At 35.0% G+C, this 21,298-nt stretch carries 17 protein-coding genes and 1 pseudogene; 12 read left to right on the top strand and 6 right to left on the bottom strand.

Annotated elements, in window-relative coordinates:
- Positions 1-103: 103 nt before the first annotated feature.
- The 4 genes and pseudogenes from P0Y62_07285 (at position 104) to P0Y62_07270 (ending at position 6,335) form a co-directional block, all read left to right on the top strand.
- On the top strand, positions 104-829 hold the full coding sequence (locus P0Y62_07285; protein WEK71356.1) for a DUF2071 domain-containing protein: 726 nt from the start codon (positions 104-106) through the stop codon (positions 827-829).
- 131 nt (positions 830-960) lie between these two features.
- Positions 961-1,853: pseudogene (locus tag P0Y62_07280) on the top strand (TIGR01777 family oxidoreductase).
- 134 nt (positions 1,854-1,987) lie between these two features.
- Positions 1,988-3,430, top strand: a complete 1,443-nt coding sequence (locus P0Y62_07275; protein WEK71355.1) for an alpha-L-fucosidase — start codon at positions 1,988-1,990, stop codon at positions 3,428-3,430.
- 253 nt (positions 3,431-3,683) lie between these two features.
- Positions 3,684-6,335, top strand: a complete 2,652-nt coding sequence (locus P0Y62_07270; protein ID WEK71354.1) for a glycoside hydrolase family 3 N-terminal domain-containing protein — start codon at positions 3,684-3,686, stop codon at positions 6,333-6,335.
- 54 nt (positions 6,336-6,389) lie between these two features.
- Here P0Y62_07270 and P0Y62_07265 read toward each other — a convergent pair whose 3' ends face one another.
- Entirely contained in the window at positions 6,390-6,764 is a 375-nt protein-coding gene (locus P0Y62_07265; GenBank protein ID WEK71353.1) for a hypothetical protein, read from the bottom strand.
- Between the two features lie 145 nt (positions 6,765-6,909).
- On the opposite strand from P0Y62_07265, the gene P0Y62_07260 reads away from it, so the two are divergent.
- The 4 genes from P0Y62_07260 to P0Y62_07245 all read left to right on the top strand — a co-directional run bounded on the left by P0Y62_07260 (position 6,910) and on the right by P0Y62_07245 (position 10,338).
- On the top strand, positions 6,910-7,161 hold the full coding sequence (locus P0Y62_07260) for a hypothetical protein (GenBank protein WEK71352.1): 252 nt from the start codon (positions 6,910-6,912) through the stop codon (positions 7,159-7,161).
- 233 nt (positions 7,162-7,394) lie between these two features.
- Entirely contained in the window at positions 7,395-8,783 is a 1,389-nt protein-coding gene (lpdA, locus tag P0Y62_07255) for a dihydrolipoyl dehydrogenase (protein WEK71351.1), read from the top strand.
- Positions 8,784-8,849: 66 nt separating this feature from the next.
- Entirely contained in the window at positions 8,850-9,443 is a 594-nt protein-coding gene (locus P0Y62_07250; protein WEK71350.1) for a hypothetical protein, read from the top strand.
- Positions 9,444-9,537: 94 nt separating this feature from the next.
- Entirely contained in the window at positions 9,538-10,338 is an 801-nt protein-coding gene (locus P0Y62_07245) for a patatin-like phospholipase family protein (GenBank protein WEK71349.1), read from the top strand.
- Positions 10,339-10,376: 38 nt separating this feature from the next.
- Here P0Y62_07245 and P0Y62_07240 read toward each other — a convergent pair whose 3' ends face one another.
- Positions 10,377-10,808 (bottom strand): hypothetical protein, encoded by a 432-nt coding sequence (locus P0Y62_07240; protein ID WEK71348.1) that lies wholly within the window; start codon positions 10,806-10,808, stop codon positions 10,377-10,379.
- Positions 10,809-11,262: 454 nt separating this feature from the next.
- Between P0Y62_07240 and P0Y62_07235 the strand changes: the two genes are divergently transcribed.
- Entirely contained in the window at positions 11,263-13,200 is a 1,938-nt protein-coding gene (locus P0Y62_07235) for an SPFH domain-containing protein (GenBank protein WEK71347.1), read from the top strand.
- 86 nt (positions 13,201-13,286) lie between these two features.
- Here P0Y62_07235 and P0Y62_07230 read toward each other — a convergent pair whose 3' ends face one another.
- The 4 genes from P0Y62_07230 to P0Y62_07215 form a co-directional block, all read right to left on the bottom strand.
- Positions 13,287-13,982, bottom strand: coding sequence for an ATP-binding cassette domain-containing protein (locus P0Y62_07230; GenBank protein WEK71346.1), 696 nt, complete (start codon positions 13,980-13,982; stop codon positions 13,287-13,289).
- A 73-nt stretch (positions 13,983-14,055) separates the two neighbouring features.
- Positions 14,056-14,610, bottom strand: a complete 555-nt coding sequence (locus P0Y62_07225; GenBank protein ID WEK71345.1) for a hypothetical protein — start codon at positions 14,608-14,610, stop codon at positions 14,056-14,058.
- Positions 14,611-14,893: 283 nt separating this feature from the next.
- A complete protein-coding gene (locus tag P0Y62_07220; protein ID WEK71344.1) occupies positions 14,894-15,574 on the bottom strand; it encodes a hypothetical protein in 681 nt (226 codons plus the stop codon).
- Complete coding sequence (locus P0Y62_07215) at positions 15,571-18,147, bottom strand: phosphatidylglycerol lysyltransferase domain-containing protein (GenBank protein ID WEK71343.1); 2,577 nt, start codon at positions 18,145-18,147, stop codon at positions 15,571-15,573. Before P0Y62_07215 ends, P0Y62_07220 begins: the two co-directional genes overlap by 4 nt.
- A gap of 93 nt (positions 18,148-18,240) precedes the next feature.
- Between P0Y62_07215 and P0Y62_07210 the strand changes: the two genes are divergently transcribed.
- The 3 genes from P0Y62_07210 (at position 18,241) to P0Y62_07200 (ending at position 21,246) form a co-directional block, all read left to right on the top strand.
- On the top strand, positions 18,241-18,966 hold the full coding sequence (locus P0Y62_07210; protein ID WEK71342.1) for a polysaccharide deacetylase family protein: 726 nt from the start codon (positions 18,241-18,243) through the stop codon (positions 18,964-18,966).
- Positions 18,967-19,054: 88 nt separating this feature from the next.
- Positions 19,055-20,320 carry a TolC family protein gene (locus tag P0Y62_07205; GenBank protein WEK71341.1) on the top strand — a complete coding sequence of 422 codons (1,266 nt, stop codon included), beginning with the start codon at positions 19,055-19,057 and terminating at the stop codon, positions 20,318-20,320.
- A gap of 2 nt (positions 20,321-20,322) precedes the next feature.
- Entirely contained in the window at positions 20,323-21,246 is a 924-nt protein-coding gene (locus tag P0Y62_07200; GenBank protein ID WEK71340.1) for an efflux RND transporter periplasmic adaptor subunit, read from the top strand.
- The last annotated feature ends 52 nt before the right edge of the window (positions 21,247-21,298 follow it).

Here is a 21,298-nt window from a genome sequence, read left to right as displayed (position 1 = left end):
CGTCGAAAACAGTTAGTATTAGAACTGTCATGCTAAGCCTGCGGAAGCGTCTCAACATTAAAAAACATCAACCAACAATAATTAACAATCAACCAAAATAACAATGAACTTCTTAAAAGCCGAATGGCGAAAACTGGCCATCATCAACTACGAAATAAATCCTGAAATTTTATTAAGATACCTTCCTGAAAATACAGAACTTGATTTCTACCAGGGAAAATGTTATATAAGCTTAGTTGGATTTATGTTTTTAAATACAAAATTACTAGGACTTCCAATTCCTTTTCACCGGAATTTTGAAGAAGTGAATTTAAGATTTTATGTCAGGAAAAAAGAAGGCAGCCAATGGAAAAGAGGAGTGGTATTCATCAAAGAAATCGTTCCAAAACCTGCTTTAAGCTTTGTTGCCAATTCATTTTACAAAGAGAACTATAAAACCATGCCAATGAACAATACAATTCATCAAAAAAACAATGAATTATTGATCAAATACTCATGGAAAGATAAAATCTGGCATTCTATCGTGATTACAGCAGATAACAAACCTCTGAAAATGCAAACCGCTTCTGAATTTGAATTTATAACAGAACATTATTACGGTTTTACAAAAAAAGAAAGCAAAACTTTACAATATCAGGTCTGTCATCCGAAGTGGGATTATTATTGGGTTAAAAATTATAAGCTTGAAATAGATTTTAAAACCATTTACGGAAACGATTTTGAATCATTAGATTATCAAAAGCCAATCTCTGTCATGCTTGCAGAAGGTTCTGAAATTGAAGTGAAAACCAAGAAGTATCTTAAGAGCCAAGTAAAAAGAATTAAGTAAAAAGTAAAAAAAGACAGGTAAAAAGTATAAGTTTAGATAAAAGATATTTAATAATCACAATGTCATGCTGAGCCTGTCGAAGCATCTCAATATTTAAATCTATCAACCATCAACTAAATCCTATCAACCAAATGAAAATAATCATCGCAGCCGGAACCGGTTTCCTGGGAAAAATATCGAAAAATATTTTACAGAAAAGGGAAATGAGGTTTATATTTTAACCCGAAATCCAAAACGTAAAAATGAAATCTTATGGGATGGAAAAACTTTGGGTGAATGGAAAAAATCACTCGAAAATTCTGATGTTTTAATCAATCTCGCAGGAAAATCTGTCGATTGCCGATATACGGAAAAGAACAAAAAAGAAATTTACGATTCAAGAATTGAAAGCACAAAAGTTCTTCAACAGGCAATTGATGGATGTGGCAATAAGCCTAAAATTTGGTTAAATGCAAGTTCGGCAACCATTTATGTTCATTCAGAAATTCATTTAAATACAGAAGAAAACGGAATTATTGGTGACGATTTTTCTATGAACATCTGCAAAAGCTGGGAAAAAGAATTTTTTAAAGTAAGAACAGAAAATGTGTGAAAAGTCGCTTTAAGAACTTCGATTGTTTTAGGGAATAACGGAGGCGCTTTTCCAAAGTTAAAAATGCTCACAAAATTCGGATTGGGCGGAAAACAAGGAAGAGGAAATCAATACATAAGCTGGATTCATATTGAGGATTTTTGCAGGGCAGTTGAATTTATAATCGATCATGAAAATATTTCAGGAAAGATTAATATAACAGCTCCGAATCCATTGCCTAACGAAGAATTCATGAAAAAACTAAGAAAAGAAATGAAAATTCCATTCGGGCTAAATGCTCCTGTCTGGCAACTGGAAGTAGCATCCCTGTTTTTAAAGACTGAAACAGAATTATTACTGAAAAGCAGAAATGTCGCTCCCGGAAAATTAATGAAAAGTGGATTTAAATTCATTTATTCTGAAATAGAGGAAGCATTTGAAAATTTAATTTAAATGATGATAAGCCGGTTTTATGAATTTATAAGTAAATCTAAATTATTTTTACACCGAAACTTCTTTATGTCCTAAATCATTGATGAACTTTGTGGTTTTGTAAATGATGATTAAATTAGCACAAACAAAACTCAATGTTTATTACACCCAAAACTAAAACCCTCCTTTTCTTATCACTTTTATTTTCATCAGCTTTTTTTTCACAGGCTCATAATGTTTCCGAAGGCTACCAAAAGCCGACAGATCCTTTGGTCGTTCAGAATCTGGAAAACTGGCAGGATTTAAAATTCGGACTCTTCATGCATTGGGGAACGTACAGCCAATGGGGAATTGTCGAAAGCTGGAGCATTTGCCCGGAAGATGAATCATGGACGCAGAGAAAACCGGAACACGGAAAATCATACTACGAATATGTAAAAAACTATGAAAATCTTCAGACGACTTTCAATCCGACTCAATTCAATCCTCAAAAATGGGCAGATGCCGTAAAAAAGGCGGGAATGAAATATGTGGTGTTCACAACAAAACATCACGATGGTTTTGCAATGTTTGGTACCCAACAGTCTGATTATAAAATAACTTCTTCGAAAACTCCTTTTTCCAAAAATCCGAAAGCAGATGTAACAAAGGAAATTTTCAACACATTCCGTAAAGACGGCTTCAAAATCGGGGCCTATTTCTCAAAACCCGATTGGCATTCCGACGATTATTGGTGGTCCTATTTTCCTCCAAAAGACCGAAATGTGAATTATGATCCGAAAAAATACCCTGAAAAATGGAGCAGTTTCAAAAATTTCACCTTTAATCAGCTGAATGAAATTACTTCAAACTATGGTAAGATCGATATTCTTTGGTTAGACGGAGGCTGGGTTCGTCCATTCCATACCATAGATCCCAATGTTGAATGGCAGCGAACAATCAAGGTTGAACAGGATATCGACATGGATAAAATTGGAACAATGGCTCGTAAAAATCAGCCCGGAATTATTGTTGTAGACCGCACGGTTCCCGGAAAATGGGAAAATTATGTGACACCTGAACAAGCTGTTCCTGAAAAACCACTTTCAATTCCGTGGGAAAGCTGTATCACGATGGGGAATTCATTTTCGTATGTTCCGAATGACAATTATAAACCATCTCAAAAAATCATTGAAACGTTGGTGAAGATTATTTCAAGAGGAGGAAATTACCTGATGAATATTGCTCCCGGACCGAACGGAGATTATGATGCCGTAGTGTATGAAAGATTAAATGAAATTTCAGCTTGGATGGATAAGAACCAGTCTGCGGTTTTTGCAACCAGAAGTGTTGCTCCTTATCACGATGGAAATTTTTATTACACTCAGAGCAAAGACGGAAAAACAGTGAATATTTTTCATTTGGATGAAAACACAAATTATGAATCTCCCTCAACGTTAAACTTTACAATTCCTGAAAATTTTAAACCTAAATCATTGAAAATTTTAGGATTATCGAACAAAATTCAATGGAAAAAATCGGGGAATTCAATTGAAATTAATTTGCCAAAAGAAAGAAATCAGTTAAAATATTCAACTGTAATTCAAATTACACAATAGTTAAAATTGTGGACTACTTTTATATTAAAATGACATAGGAAATCGGAGCGTTAAAAAAAATAAAATTTAATCCGTTAAGAAATTCCCATTGTTTGAAGCGCGACACAAATATTGAACCGAAGAAAAAATATTGAATTCGCGCAAATTTTGGGAATTTTAGGATAAAATTTTAATTTTTAGCGGAGAGTTCCAAGTCTTGAACTTTTGGTTCTTTTGTTTCAAGACAAAAGAATAATAATTAAATCAAATTTTTATGTGCTTTAAAATCATAGCAATTTCATTATTGAGCACAACATTTATTGCCGCTCAAAAACCATTATACAAAGATCCAAAACAACCTGTTGAAACCAGAATTCAGGATTTGCTGAAGCGCATGACGCCCGAAGAAAAATTCTGGCAATGCTTTATGATTCCCGGAGATTTGGATCATGTTCCGAAAGCTCAATATGCTCATGGAATTTTCGGTTTACAGGTGAGTGCAGGAAATCAAGGCGGCGGAGTTGCCGGACAATTGCTGAAATACAACGCGAATGAAGATGCGGAAAGACTGGCAAAAAAAATAAACGCTATTCAGAAATATTTCGTGGAAGAATCCCGGTTGGGAATCCCGATTATCCCTTTTGATGAAGCTTTGCACGGATTGATGCGTGAAGGGGCGACTGCTTTTCCTCAAGCTATTGGTTTGTCAGCAACATTCAATTCTGAACTGATGACAGAGGTTTCCAAGGCAATTGCCAAAGAAACAAAATTGAGAGGAATTCGCCAGGTTTTGACTCCGGTTATAAATTTGGCAAGCGATGTAAGATGGGGGAGAACGGAGGAAACGTATGGTGAAGATCCGTTTTTAACTTCCGTGATGGGTGTGAACTTTGTTAGTTCTTTTGAAAGTCAGGGAATTATTACGACTCCGAAGCATTTTCTGGCTAATGTTGGAGAAGGCGGTCGTGATTCTTACCCGATTCATTGGAGCAAAAGGTATTTAGAGGAAACGCATTTAATTCCGTTTCAAAAAGCTTTTCAACAAGGAAAAAGCCGCTCGGTGATGACTTCTTATAATTTATTGGATGGCCGGCCTTCTACGGCCAATCATTGGTTATTGACAGAGAAATTAAAAAAAGAATGGAATTTCAAAGGTTTTGTCATTAGTGATGCGAGTGCAGTTGGTGGGGCTAATGTGCTGCATTTTACGACTAAGGATTATGATGATGCCTCTGCACAGGCAATTAATGCAGGTCTTGACGTCATTTTCCAGACAGAATATCAACATTATAAATTATTTATTCCACCGTTTCTGGATGGAAGAATTTCAAAGGAAAGAATCGATGATGCGGTGGCAAGAGTTTTGAGAGCAAAATTCGAACTGGGTTTGTTTGAAAATCCCTATGTTTCTAATAAAGATATTGACGATTTAAAAAAAATCGATCATAAACCTTTGGCAGAAAAAGCAGCTGTTGAATCTTTTGTTTTGCTCCAGAATAATAATAAAACGCTACCAATTTCTGGAAATTATAAAAAAATATTAGTCGTTGGAACTGATGCTGTTGATGCGAGATTAGGCGGTTATTCAGGGCCTGGAAATAAAAAGATTAATATTTTGGATGGAATTAAAAATTTCGTCAAAAACAAAAATATAGAAGTAAACTATTCGAAAGGAATTGATTGGAATTTAAAACAATTTGCAACGGTTCCTGCCGAATTTTTATCTTCAGAAAATCAAAAAGGACTAAAAGGAACTTATTTTTCCAATTCTGATTTAAAAGGAAATCCGGTATTTGAAAAGCAAGATGAGCAATTGAATTTCAAGTGGACATTGTATTCTCCAAATCCGGAAAAATTGCAGCCAGATAATTACAGCGTTCGTTGGACGGGAAAACTGGAAGCTCCCAATTCCGGAAAATACCAATTAGGTCTTCGTGGAAATGATGGTTTTAGATTATTTTTAAACGGAAAAATAATCATTGATAACTGGGAAAAGCTGAGTTATTCAACAAAAATGGTTGATATTGACTTCAATAAAGGTCAGAAGTACGATATCGCTGTGGAATTTCATGAAAATAGGGGAGAAGCGAATATCGAACTGATCTGGAATTATGGCTTGAATGACTATCAGAAAGATTTTGATCAGGCATTACAATTAGCTCAAAATTCAGATTACATCATCGTTACAGCAGGAATTCATGAAGGTGAATTTCAGGATCGGTCGTCATTAAGTCTTCCCGGAAATCAGGAAAAATTTATTCAGGAAGTTTCAAAATTAAATAAACCCACTACAGTGGTTTTGGTTGGAGGTTCGGCGATAAAAACGAAAGACTGGAAAGATAGAGTCGGGGCAATTTTAGATGTTTGGTATCCCGGAGAAGAAGGAGGAAATGCCGTCGCAAAAGTGCTGTTCGGAGCAGAAAATCCGTCAGGGAAATTACCGATAACATTTCCTGTTGAAGAAGGACAGTTGCCTTTAACTTATACTCATCATCCGACAGGAAGAGGAAATGATTATTATGATCTGAGTGGCGAACCGTTGTATCCGTTCGGTTTTGGATTAAGTTACACCACTTTCGAAATTTCCGATTTACAGTTAAGTCAATCAAAATATTCTGAAAACGAAACCATCATTGCTAAAGTCAATGTAAAAAATACAGGCTCAAAAGCCGGAAGTGAAGTCGTGCAGTTGTATGTAAAAGATTTGCTGGCTTCGGTTTCAAGGCCAATTATTGAGCTGAAAGGTTTTCAGAAAATCTATTTGAAACCTGGAGAATCAAAACAGGTTTCCATTGAAGTTCCTGTGAAAGAATTACAGTTTTTAGATGAGAAAATGAACTGGATTGTAGAAAAAGGAACCTATAGAATTTTTGTGGGCAATTCTTCCAAAAATTTACCTTTAAAACAAAACATTGAAATACAATAGATTGTTTTTATAGCTAAACCTTAAAAATACCCAATTCCTAGTTGGTTTTGGGTATTATACTAATCTGCAGGGAACTTCTAGATCTTCTGTAAGGTAGTAGCTGCAGCACAGGCGGTGATAGCCATCGGCAATGATTAATTCATTTTGCCCTCTTACCAATAGAATAGGCGATAATTTTTTATTTTTCTGTACTTTTCTCAGGTTTTCTTTAACATGGATATTCGTTTCCGGAAGTAAAGCCAGTCTGCTTGCTCTCAGAATATCTTTTGATTTTTTCATGATCGTAGAAGCCTTTTTAAGTTCTGCCACTATTTTCTGTGCCTGTTCCGGGATAAAAAGAAGCTCCAGATAATCCTGAGCTGCTGGAAAGTCATGTTCTTCAGGTTCTTTCAGCCAGATATTATCTTTGGTTACAATATTTTTTTTCATACATGTAATATAGTTTATTTAAAGTATTATAAAAGTAATAAATAGTTTACAATCAGTAGATAGAATAATTGGTATAATATATGTAATATTCATTTTGAACCAGAAGGAACTTATTTAATTAAAATCTTTCAAAAAAATAAATGTTATGAAAAAGTTATTGATATCAGCAGTATTGTTATTAGGTCTGTCCATGAACGTTTCCGCTCAGGAATTGCCGCCGCATCCTTCAAAACAGGAGCTTATAAATCACAAGAGACAGGAGCTGGATAAAAGATACAATGCAGAAAGAAAAGCGATTCTGAACCATCCGCTGGCAACTAAAAAGATGAAAAGAGATCAGTTGAAGGCATTGGATGAGAAATACCAAAGCCAAAAAAAACTGCTTAAAAAAATGTAATGTTATATCCTATTTTTTTGAAACAGTAAAATGGATATAGTTTAATTCTATACTTTACCTTTTTATGAAATTTTCAATTTAAAATAAAATTTATTAAAAGAGAGAGCTTTTTGTGTTCTCTTTTTTGCTTTAAATTGAATGAAAATAGGATTTGTTATGCATTGCTTCACGAATTTCCAGAAACGTGCTTCATCCAATATTTTTCCTTAAATTCGCATAAAAATTTTAAACTAATGAATTACGATATTATTGTCATCGGAAGTGGTCCTGGTGGATATGTTACTGCAATTAGAGCGGCACAGTTAGGTTTCAAAACTGCAATTATCGAAAAAGAAAATTTAGGAGGGATTTGTCTTAACTGGGGATGTATTCCAACGAAAGCTTTATTGAAGTCGGCTCAGGTTTTTCATTATATTAATCACGCTGAAGATTATGGTTTGAATAAAGTGGAAGCTAGTTTTGAGTTTCCGAACGTAATTCAGAGAAGCCGTGGTGTTGCCAACAAAATGAGCAAAGGGATTGAATTCTTGATGAAAAAGAATAAAATCGACGTTATTTTGGGAACGGCAAAAGTACAGAAAGGTAAAAAAGTTTCTGTTACAGATAACGAAGGAAAAGTAACTGAATATACAGGGACTCATATCATTATCGCAACGGGAGCTCGTTCAAGAGAATTACCGAATTTACCTCAGGATGGTAAAAAAGTAATCGGATACAGACAGGCATTATCTCTTCCTGAGCAGCCAAAATCTATGATCGTTGTAGGTTCTGGAGCTATCGGAGTTGAATTTGCTGATTTCTATAACACAATGGGTACAAAAGTAACTGTTGTTGAATTTATGCCAAACATCGTTCCTGTAGAGGATGAGGAAATCTCTAAACATTTAGAGAAGTCTCTGAAAAAATCGGGTATCGAAATTATGACCAACGCTTCAGTAGAAAGTGTGGATACAAGCGGAGAAGGTGTAAAAGCTACTGTAAAAACGGCTAAAGGAAACATTGTTCTTGAAGCTGATATATTATTATCTGCTGTAGGTATTGCTGCTAACATCGAGAACATAGGTCTTGAAGAAGTAGGAATCCAGACAGATAAAGGAAGAGTTTTAGTAAACGAATGGTACGAAACTTCAGTTTCTGGATATTATGCAATCGGAGATTTGATTCCTACTCAGGCTTTAGCGCACGTTGCTTCTGCTGAAGGAATTACTTGTGTTGAAAAAATCAAAGGAATGCATGTTGAAAAAATCGACTATGGCAATATTCCTGGATGTACATACTGTCACCCTGAAGTTGCTTCAGTTGGTCTTACAGAAAAGCAGGCTAAAGAAAAAGGATACGAAATCAAAGTGGGTAAATTTCCTCTTTCTGCAAGTGGAAAAGCTACGGCAAACGGAAATACAGATGGTTTCATCAAAGTTATTTTCGATGCTAAATATGGTGAGTGGTTAGGTTGTCATATGATCGGTGAAGGAGTTACAGATATGGTTGCTGAAGCTGTTGTTGCTAGAAAATTAGAAACTACAGGTCATGAAATCATCAAGTCTATTCACCCGCACCCGACAGTTTCTGAAGCTATTATGGAAGCTGCTGCTGCTGCTTACGGAGAAGTGATTCACATTTAATTGTATTTAAAATTTAAATATACCGAAAGCCTGGATTTATATCTGGGCTTTTTTAAATTATTGATGATGAAAAAGATATTTTTTTTAGCTGCCCTTTTGTTAAGTTTAACGGTAGTATTTTCACAACAAAAAGATGATAAAAGATATTTTCCTGTAAAATATGTTTTGAAAACCTCCAATGATACAATAAGAACCAGAATAAGAAATGTCGGAAAGTTTTCAAATACAAAATATTACTTTGCTACGATTCTGTTTAAAATGAAAATGAGAGATGCCAATGGAGCAGAAACTTGGGTAGAGCCTAAAGATGTTGAATACATTAAAATTACTGATGAAAATAATGTTAATCATGAATATTTCGATTCAGCAGGTAAAATAGTAATGAACAATGGACTTATTGAAATTTTATATGAAGGAGAGAAAATGAATTGGTACAGGTTTTATGCTTACGGCACAGGTAGAATTACCAATACGGACTTCTTGATTGATGGAAAAAATAAGAAAATTATCAATGAATCTGGATTTTTCAATCCAAGCCTTAAAAATAGTTTGAAAGTAAGATTTGCAGAGTATCCGGACCTTTTAGCTTTACTTGATTCCTGGAAAACTGATGAAGACCTTCTGAAAATACTTCAGCTTTATGATAAAAAAATAAATTAATCATAAACTGTTTTAAAACAAAGTAATCTGATATTTAACAAAATATTTAGAATATTTAAATACATGTGTAACGATGTTTTCTTAAATTTATTCAATGAAGTTTGAAAAAACAGGATTGGTTTTATCAGGTGGCGGTACTAAAGGAATTGCCCACGCAGGAGTTTTAAAATTTTTGCATGAAAAAAATATAGATATTGATATTCTGTCGTGTTGCAGCGCGGGTTCTATTGTGGGCTGTCTGTATGCTGTAGGGAAAACACCGGAAGAAATCCTTGATTTTTTCCAGTCGGTGTATTTTTTCAACTGGAAACATTTTACGTTCAATCAGCCGGGCCTGGTTTCTTCCATTATTTTTAACAATTATCTGAAGCCGGTGTTTCAGGATATGAAAATCGGAGATTTAGAGAAAGAGGTCCGAATTGTTGCTACAGAATTAGTTTCCGGAACAGAAAAGATCTTTGATAACGATTTTCTGGTTACCGACGCCATTATAGCTTCCTGTTCTATCCCGGGCATTACGACACCTTACATTTTAGGGGAAGAAATGTTTTGTGATGGTGGGGTTCTCAATAATTTTCCTGCCGATGTCATTCGTGATGACTGTGATAAGCTGATCGGGGTGTTTGTTTCTCCGCCTCATGACATTAAAATTGATGATTTAAAATCGATTAAAGCCATTGTTTCACGTTCTTACGATCTTCTTTCCTACAGAATTGAGAAAGTAAAATTCGAGTATTGTGACTGGTTTATTTCGTCTCAAAAATTATCCAGTTTCGGAACCTTTGAAAGAAAAAAAGACCGTCTTGAGCAGATTTTTAATATAGGATATAACGCAGCAAGAGACAGTTTCAATGAAAGTAATTTTCAAATAAAAATAAAGCAGTCCGGAACATAAAAACAAAACTCCCTCTTTCAAAAGAGAGAGTTTTTATTTTAATTTTTTACAATCTGCCCATCCTGATTCACGATTCTTTTTCCATTGGGATCAGTTACAGAAAGAGTATAAGGTGCTTTTTTAGGAGAATCGGTTAAATAATTTCTCCAGACTTGATAGATGTGTCCATTGTTGTTAAACTCGTAGTAATAGTTTCCTCCGGTTCCATCAGGAATCAATTCTCCATCAGAAATGATCATATTAGGTTTTGAAGTTACTTTTCCAGTCGCTGCCCACGATTGATAAAGATATTTTCCATTGGGTTGTTTGTCTATTTTCAGCTTAAACTTTTTGGTTTTAATGATAACCGATTTGGGAACTTTTTCCTGTTGATAATTCTCTTTTGAAATGGGATTCTCATGAACCGGATTTGCGGTAATCAGTGAAAACTGAGCAATACAAAGTGTGGCAAATAAAAGTTTTTTGATCATTTTTTTATAGGCATTGGTGATGTTTACATTTATCAAATTTAAAGCCAATCAGCCCTGTTTTTTACAATTTAAAAAAAATATTTTTTAGCGAATATGCTGGGCTTTTTTTTAATAATACGACTTTTATAAAAATAATTGAATTGATTTTCAGTTTGTTATGATTGTGGTGGGAAAATATTTTAGCTTTTTGAAACAAGTGAATATTTTTCTTATGTACATTTGTATCACAAAAGGATCTCGTTCCTTTACCATTGAAATGAAACTAATTAACTTTAAGTTTTTTCTATTAAAAGTATCAGAAATCACCTTCACGATTTTTAATACATCTCCTCCAATAATTTCTTAATTTTTTCGAAAGAATTATCACATAATTCATACTCTGTTTTTTCATTTTCGAGGAAATAGAGCAGAATCCCTGTTTTCAAATTTAAATCATAAACAAAAAACAAAAACTATGGAATTAACTTTTCATGGCTGGATGATTCCGGCTGTCATTGCACTGTTGTGCGTCATTTTTTACAAATTTATTCTAAGAATTTTCTTTGGATTAATCATTGTTCCTCAGGATAAAATTGGTTTGGTTACCAAAAAATTTGTATTAGTCGGTAAGCAGGAACTTCCTGAAGGGAGAATCATTGCTACTAACGGAGAAGCCGGTTTTCAGGCGCAGACTTTAGCTCCCGGAGTGTATTTCGGAAAGTGGATCTGGCAATATTCCATCGATTTTCAGGCATTCACTGTAATTCCTACCGGAAAAATAGGATTGCTTTTGGCAAAAGACGGGGTTGAGCTGGAAACCGGAAGAATTTTAGGGCGTAAAGTTGATTGCGATTCTTTTCAGGATGCCGAAGCTTTTTTAAAGAACGGAGGAAGAAAAGGTCGACAAACTGCCATTATTGCGCCTGGATCGTACAGAATCAATACCTTGTTATTTGAAATTGAATTGACGGATATGACGCAAATTCCGGATAATGCGGTGGGAATTATTACAACGATGGAGGGAAGTCCTTTAGAAGAAGGGCAGATTGCCGGTAAAATTATCAATGATCATAATAAATTTCAGGATGTTGATACTTTTTTAAACAATGGAGGGTATAAAGGATTACAGGAACAGGTGATTTTAGCAGGATCCTATTTTTTAAATCCGTGGTTTACAAAAGTTGAAATGGTAAAAATGACTGAAATTCCGATTGGTCATGTGGGAGTAATTATAAGCTATGTGGGAGAGGAAGGAAAGGATTTGAGCGGAGTTGACTTTAAACACGGAAATATTGTTGAAAAAGGGCATAAAGGAGTTTGGGCAGAACCAATCGGTCCCGGAAAATATCCGATCAATCCGTATATCATGAAAGTAGAGCTGGTTCCTACCACCAATTTGGTTTTAAACTGGGCTTATGAAAGAAGTGAGTCTCATCAACTCGATAAAAACCTTTCCACAATTACCGTACGAAGTAAAGACGGTTTCCCTTTCAATCTTGATGTTTCGCAAATCATCCACATTCCTACTTATGAAGCTCCAAAAGTAATTGCCCGTTTCGGGAATATGATCAATCTTGTCAGCCAGGTTCTGGAGCCTACGATAGGAAACTATTTCAGAAACTCAGCGCAGGATAGTGATGTGATTGCTTTTTTAGGAACCCGTAAAGAAAGACAGCAATCGGCAAAAGATCACATCAGCAGTGTTTTGGAACAATATAATGTAAATGCGGTAGATACATTAATCGGTGCCATTGTTCCTCCGGAAAGTTTAATGAAAACTTTAACGGACAGAAAATTGGCAGAAGAGCAAAAGATCACTTATGAAACAGAAATGTTGGCTCAGGAAACACGCCAAGCTTTAGAGAAAGAAACTGCTGTTGCCGATATGCAGAAAGAAATCGTAAAAGCTGACCAAGGTGTTTTAATTGCTGAAAGAATTGCAGATGCTTCCGTAAAAAAAGCAACCGGAGATGCGAATTCTGTGAGATTGCAGGCGAACGCAGAAGGAGACAGACTGAAACTTCTGGCAACCGGTGAAGCTGAAAAAACAAGACTTTTGGCTAAAGCCGAAGCAGAAAAAATAGAATTGCTGGCAAAAGCAAGTGCGGAACAGATTTCATTAACAGGTAATGCGGAAGCGGAAAAAATTCTCGCTATCGGTAAATCTAATGCAGAATCTTATAAATTATCGGTAGAAGCAATGGGAGGTAATAACTTTACTCAGTTGAAAATTATGGAAAATATTGCGAGCCAGAATGTAAGAATTATGCCTGAAGTTTTGATTGGTGGAAATGGTGATGCTGCTAATGGCGGAATTAGCGGACTTTTAGGATTGCAACTCTTGGAGCAGGTTCAGAAAAAAAACGCAGAAGTTGTTCCAGTGATTGAAGAAAAAAATGAAAACAATTCTTAAATTTTAAACTAAAAGCTTTTAAATCTTTTGTGATAAAAATCCAACGTCAAAAAAAATGCTCCAAAAAACTTGGAGCATTTTATTATTTATGCAGTATAGCTCGCAAAAGCTTCTTCCAGGCTTTCAAATTTACCTTTAAACTCTCCAATCGGACAATCCTGAAGTATATTTCCTTTATGAATAAGGATGACACGGGAACAAAGTGCCTCAACTTCCTGCATAATGTGAGTAGAAAGCAAAACCGTTTTTTGCTGCCCGATTTCTTTCACAACATTTCTGATCTCGATAATCTGGTTAGGATCGAGACCGTTGGTTGGTTCATCCAGAATCAATAAATCTGGTTGGTGAATGATGGCCTGTGCAAGACCAACTCTTTGCTTATATCCTTTAGAAAGCTGCCCGATTTTTTTAGATTTTTCTGGAGTAATTCCTACTAAATCGATCACCTCATCTACTCTGGATACTGGTATTTTGTGAATATTGGCGACAAATTGTAAATATTCCTTCACATACATTTCCAGATACAGAGGGTTATTTTCCGGTAAGAAACCGATTTTTTTCTTGCTTTCGATTTCGTGTTCCGTAATATTCTTCCCGTTAAAAATAATTTCGCCTTCATCTATGGTAAGCGCACCTACAATAGATTTCATAAGAGTGGATTTTCCGGCACCGTTAGGACCCAGAAGACCGATGATCTCATTTTTATCAATTGAAATATTAATATTGTTCAGTGCAGTTTGTTCAGCAAACTTTTTTGTTAGTTGAGTTATTTGAAGGGACATAATTGTATGAGAATCTTTTTTACAAAAATAAAATAAAAAACTCATCCTGATAGAATGAGTTGAGTATTATTGATTATTTTTTTGATTTCTTTCCTTTTGTATTGGCCGGCTTTGAATTTTCCGGAGTAGGCATTGGATTGACAGGGACTAAGTTGTTCTTGGCAGCATTTTTATATAATGTTGATCTGGGAGTTCCTATTCCAAAGATTTTATCAATCTGTTTTTTATTCAAAAACTGGGATTTACCTACATATTTTCTGTTCTTATTGATGTACTGAATGAATTGAACGGTAGGTTGGCCGTAGTTTTTTTCATAATGCAGCTCAATAATGTCATTAGGAAGCTCAAGGGTGATATTTCCTGTTGGCTGATCTACAAAACCATCGGTAATTAATTTATAGAGACCCTCTACATCACCATTGACATCTAAAAATGAAAATGATCTGAAAGTATTGAGATTACTGGTATTGAGATCCTGATAGTTAATGGTGAATTTATCATCTTTTTTAACTAAACCTACAGAATTATCTTTTCCAATTTCTACTAAAGTCTCGTTCTTTAGTACTTTAATTTGTGAAAAAACCGAAATACCGAACGAACAAGTAAGGAGTAGAATTAATTTTTTCATTTGGGTGAATTTTAATATTTCATAAATTGGTATGTCTAATTTAATAATAAATCTGCTATTAGACAACATTTACAATCTCCCACAAAAATAGTACTTTTTTTGATATTGCTATTGTAAAGAGTGTTACGTTATTGCAATGAAAGGATTTGTAGTTGATTATAAATACTTTATTTTTTCAGAATTCCTGTTTTGTTGATTTATTGACAGATAAAAAGGAGGAAATTATCGGAATTCATCTTTTTTCTGATTACTGAAGTTTTGAAAATCTATACATTCAATGGCATTATTTAAGATTACTGCTTATAAAGCTGGCTAGCATTTGTGTATTTCCTCCGTAGTGATGATCGCCTGCAATATATTTCATTTTGTAATTATCACCTAGTTTAATGCCTTTATAAGGGAAATGGGTAAATTCAAAATCACTTAGAATGACCATGACAGGAACATTTTTCATCTGATTGATTTCAGGGATTACTTGAAGACTGCCTTTAATTTCCTGTCCGAAATACTCTCCCAGATGAATTTTGAAGTCATTGGATTTAGAAGGACCGATAATAAATACTTTTTCGATATTATTTTTTAAAGAATCTGAAAACCGATTATAGACAAAAGGAGTGACATCTGCTCCGAAAGAAAATCCGATAAGGATCACTTTCTGATTCTGTCTTCCTATTAGTTGTTGATTAATATATTTTTCAATATCAGCTGAGGTTTGCTCCGGAGTTTTCTTATTCCAGAAATACGATTCGGTATTCAGGGCAAATACATCATAACCGAAAGCGTGAAGGTTTTTTCCGAAATTTTTCGAAAAAGTATTGAATCCTGAATCGCCGCTGATATAGAAAATAATAGGTTTGTCAGAGTGATTATTCCATTCTGTAATTTTAAAATCGTTTTTAGAATCACAGCTTATCAACAGAATGAATACAGCCAGACAACATATGAACTTTAAAATCCTTTTCATGGCTTCATAACTTTATTTAAGGCGGCAGGTAATTGTAAGAGATCCAGATCATTATTATAGACAAGATATTTGTTTTCCCAAAGATCTGCGTATTTTTCTTTAAAATTTCTAAGAGTCTGGTAATGCTTAAAACTTCCTATCCTTTGATAAGCGAATTTCAATATCTCTTCTGCGGTATTATTGGGTTGTTCTATTTCCGCCATCGGAGTCATCCCCATATTGATAAATTTTCGCTGTTTGTTTTTGGCATATTCCACCAATTTCAGAATCAAAGCATCAACGCTGCCGTTGGGAGCTTTTTCCGTTTTCCGAATCATGTCATAGCTGCATTCATCCAGGGCACAGTGGGGAATGATATTTAAAAAAGCAACATAATTTTCATCATGATCAGTGATGACGATCATATCCTGATCTTTCAGTATCTCACGGTCAAACATTCCTTCAGCAAAGACAATTTCCTTTTTATCAAATTCTCTTAACCATTCATCGGATATATTTTGGATCTTATCTAATAGTGTGTCATTCTGCGGAGCATATTTTATTTCCGATTTAAATCCTGATTTCTCAAGGGCATTTACTGCATTTCTGATGGATTTTTTGTCTTTTCCGGATAAGCTGAAGTTTTCAGCATCCAGAATGGCATCCTGACCAATAAACAGCCGTTGTTTTCTAAAAGGTGAAAAATAGCTCAGTTCACTCTCTCCTACGCGATAATAAGACGTTTTCAGACTGTTATTTTTACAGAAATTTTCAAACTCCTGTATCAGGCGGATTTTATCGCGTTCTACACAAACCGGATCTTCCAACACCACAGCAAAACTATTTGCGGTGCGATAGGCTAAAAAACCAGCTATTCCTTCTGCAAAAAATAATTGCTTGTCGGAGGTTAATTTAAAATAATCTAAAGAAGAATTGCCATATTCCTCAACTAAAAGTTTTGCATTATCATGATTCAACTTATTATCGTCTTCTAACTGTTTGTTTGTACGGTAAAAAGAAAAGATGAGAACCAGCCAGGAAATGGCTCCCAGAATATAATTAAGCTTCTGGAAATCTCTTGCAAAACCTGTATGAGGCACTAATCCTGTGTCTTTAAATAAAAGAAAGGTATGGAATGTATAGTAAAGGGCTTCTTTTTTGGTGAAATCTATTCCAAAATGCGATTTATCAATGAAATAGAAACTAAGGCAATTGAAAATGAAAATACTGATGAAAATCCCGACAAACCAGCTGAATCCGCGCTGCAGTGAAATTCTGTTGACTTTGAACGTATATTCTTTACGGCTGTATATCAATAATGCCAATGTAAATAATGCAAAAAGGGATTCTTCGTAATCTAAAGCTTTTGTAAGATTGAAAATAATGGAGCTGACTGTAAGAGTTAATGCAAAATACCATGCCCGCTTAGTTCCTTTGAATAAATTTGCGGAGGTAATCAGCAATAATACACCGGACAAAAGCGTAAACATTTTTGAAATGTGAATAAAATCCCTTGAAAGGTAGCTTTTTACAATAGTGAGACGATTGGCTAATGCAGGTGTAATCACAGAAAGGATATTAATAATACCCAACAATGAAATCATTATTACAGGTAGCAATCGGGCAAAGAGTTTTCTGCCACTCCATAAATAAGCACCTATTCCCAGTAATAAAGGCAGCCAGAATTCGAAAAAGCGGTAAAGTAATGTGATGCCTAAACCTTCGGAATGTTGGTAGCCAAAATTGGAAAGAATGTAAGTCAATGAAAACTCAACGGCTCCTAATCCTCTTAAAAAAGGAGAAACAATCATCAGTAATATGGAAACCACATAAGATATGGCAGCTGCAGTGAATGAAGCATGTACCCCAAAAGCATACATTGCAATCAGCAGGTGAAAGACGCCGCAAAATTCGATAAGAGTTGATACCGCAACGGTATACCAAAAATATTTTTTATCAATTTCGTTATTGAAGATCTCATCCATAGAACTGATGATCTTCGGAAACTTTTTTTCAATGAAACGGTAGAGGAAATTCTTTTTTCTGAATGATATAAAAATACCATAAAGCACTAACAATATAAGGCATAATGAGACAATTCCTATCCAACTGTTGCTAAAAGCTTTATTAACAGATACTGCATATAAAATCAGGGGAATTCCCACGATAAGTACGGTTAAAAATCCCACAAAGCCATAAATAGCACTTGCCTGATGAATTTTGGAAGATTTGTAACCCTTAATCCTGATATTTCGGGGCAGATAAGCAAGGGAACTCACTCCTCCTGCAGGAAGAAAAACACTCAGGAGATTGCGTTTCAGGAATAAATTGATGGAATCTGAGAGCTTGACATTTAATTGAACACTCCTGAAACTGGTGACATACATTAAACCCTGAAGAAAAACATAGACAAAAACCAAAAGTATTCCTATTAAGATCCACTCAGTTTTTGAATTTTTTAATTGTGGACCTATAGAAGCCAACTCATGCCTTTCGCTTCTGAAAAATACAAAAGCTAACAATAAAACTACAATTGCTAATATTTCTTTCCATCGAATTAATCTGAATATATTTGATAATTTGGCAATTTTCATAGTAGTTTTTTTATCGTAAACATAGAGCCGTGTTTTGATCAAAAGTAATTAAAAATCTTTTGATTTTTAGGTATCTTTATAAAAACTATTGATATGAAAAAAATCCTTTCATTTCTGGCAATACTTATAGCAGGAATTTTATATCAAACCTATGCACAAAGCAAATGCTATATTTACCTCACTTTTGACGACGGACCTTTAAACGGAAGTGAAAACATCAATGCTATTATTTTAAAGGAGAAAATAAAAATCAGTGTTTTTATGGTTGGAGAGCATGTGATCAAGGATAAACAGATGGATACCTATGCAAAATACTATGAGGAGAACCCTTATATTGAGGAGTATAATCACAGCTTTACCCATGCTAATAATCATTACGAAGCATTTTATAATAATGTTCAGAAGTCCGTGAACGATATTTTATACAACCAGAATTTACTGAAACTACCGTATAAAATTGTGCGTCTTCCTGGGCGTAATATGTGGCGTCTCAATGGCAAATCAAAAAATGATGTTTCAAACGGAATTCAGACGGCAGATCAGCTGGCAAAACTGGGATATAAAGTGATGGGTTGGGATCTCGAATGGCAACATCATGATAATGACGGAACGCCGATACAATCGGTGCAGGAAATGTATAAATCGGTACAAGGTCTTTGTAATTCAGGCAATACATTCACGAAAAATAATGTCGTGATGCTTATTCATGATGAAATGTTTCAGAAATCGTGGGAAGAATCTGAGCTGAAACAACTCATTGATCTGCTGAGATCACAACCTGATTATGTTTTTGAACAGATGAAGTTTTACCCACAATAGGAAAACTCTAATGAGTTTACCATTTAAATGAAAGGATTCTAAATTTCTACAGAATCCCACCTCATCTTTACTGAATAATTTATAGAATATGGATACTTTTCATACCTATTTTATTCGGAGTGTTTTGTTTTCAATACTGTTTTTGGGTTGTTCTAAGATCAAGGCGCAATCTAAAAACACATTATCTTATTTTCTTACCACTGCGGAAACCAATAGCCCGGTTTTAAATGATTATAATAATCAGGTAATTTCCAATCGGATCGACAGTTTGAAATTAAGAGCTTCTTATGGATTTATTGTTACAGGAGAAGGTAATGCAGGTTATTCTCCGAATATTAAAGGTTGGGGCTATGATAATGCCATCACCAACGGACAGTCTGTATTTGCAGGGGTAAGAGTTGCCAAAGAATTTATAAGCCGCAACAATCTGAATACCCGTCTTGCTGGTTATAATGCAAGTATTGCACAGGTTTTAGCCCAAAAGAATATAAGCCTCCAAACTCTTAAAAAACAGATTACAGATCAATATATTGCCACTTACAGAAGCCAGCAGCAGTATAATTTAAGTAAAGAGATCATTCATTTGCTGAATCAGGAAGATATTGTTTTAAAAAAACTTACTCAGGCTTCTACTTTTAAGCAAACTGATTATCTGACATTCAAAGTAACACTTCAGCAAAACGAACTTACTTTAGAACAGCAACAAGCAGACTGGCAAAATAATTATTCTTTGTTAAAATATCTTTCCGGCATTGTAGATGATACTTTTGAACCCATTGAAGCGCCTTCCTTTAACGAAAATCTAAATCCTGTTTCCTTTGAGGAAAGTATGTATTCAAAAGCTTTCAAAGCAGATAGTCTGAAGCTTGCCAATGATGCGGAAATCGTACAGTATGATTACAAACCAAAGATTACCGCTTTTTCAGACAGTGGTTATCAGTCTTCATTTGCACTTACGCCTTATAAAAATTTTGGAATGAGTGTTGGGGTAGGAGTTACGATCCCGATATACGACGGTCATCAGAAAAAAATGCTTTTGCAGCAAAACCAATTGTCATTACAAGCCAAGCAAAAATATCTGGAACAAACCCAAAGACAATACAATCAACAGATTCTTCAAATCCAGAACCAGATGGCTTGGTATGATAAAATGATTCATACTGCGAATGAACAGATCACCTATGCCAAAACTTTGGTGGAAGCCAATGCAAAACAGCTTCCGACGGGAGATGTGAGAATGGTAGATTTTATTTTATCCATTAATAATTTGCTTAGCCTGAAAGGAAATATTATTCAGTACAATACCACATTGTTCAACCTGAAAAATCAATTGCAATATCTAATCATCCAATAGCCATGAAACAGATAGTCCTCTTTATGATCATGTCCTTCATCGTTTTCAGTTGTAAAAACACCGGAGAAAATACTCCTGCAGCTCCTGAAACAGAACCTAAGCCTAAAACAATGGTTACCATTGCTTATCCTTCAGATACGGTACAGCTTAATAATACCATTACGCTCAATGCAACGGCGACTTATTTATTAAAATCTGATGTAAAAGCCAACAGCACGGGGTATATTACAAAAATGACCATAAAACTGGCTGATCATGTGGGTAAGGGTTCTGTGCTTTTCGGTTTGCAGACTAAGGAAGCAAGAGCATTAGGAAATACAATCAATAAACTGGATCCTTCTTTTCGTTTTAACGGAGCAACGACGGTTACAAGCCCGGCAACAGGATATGTCGCTATGGTAAACCATCAGATCGGAGATTATGTTCAGGATGGAGAAGTTTTGGCAACGATTACAGATGCAAGCAGTTTTGGTTTTGTAATGGATGTGCCTTATGAATATTTACAGATTATAAAGCAGAAAAATAGCTTACCAATTACTCTTCCGGATGGAAGAACACTGGACGGGAAGATCGCGAAAATCATGCCTTCTGTAGATCCCGTTTCTCAAACTGTGAAAGTTTTGCTGCATGTTCCCGACAGTACCATTCCTGAAAACCTCATCGGAACGGTCAATTTTTCTAAAACCTCGGTATATGGATTATCCGTATCTAAAATGGCCGTGGTAAGCGATGAAACCCAGTCTTCCTTTTGGGTGATGAAGTTAATCAATGATACAACTGCCGTAAAAACAGAGATTACAAAAGGAGTGGAAACGGATAAATACATCCAGATTAAATCCGGTAATCTGACGACAAAAGACAGAGTAATTACCTCAGGAAACTTCGGATTGGGCGATACGGCTATTGTTAAAATACAAAAACCCTGATCCGATGAAATGAGCCATTGAAATGTCGCTGATTGATGACAAATATTCCTTT

This window comes from Candidatus Chryseobacterium colombiense (genome assembly GCA_029203185.1).
Taxonomy (GTDB): domain Bacteria; phylum Bacteroidota; class Bacteroidia; order Flavobacteriales; family Weeksellaceae; genus Chryseobacterium; species Chryseobacterium colombiense.
Note: the sequence above shows the minus strand (reverse complement) of the source record. Positions and strands in the feature narration are given on the sequence as shown.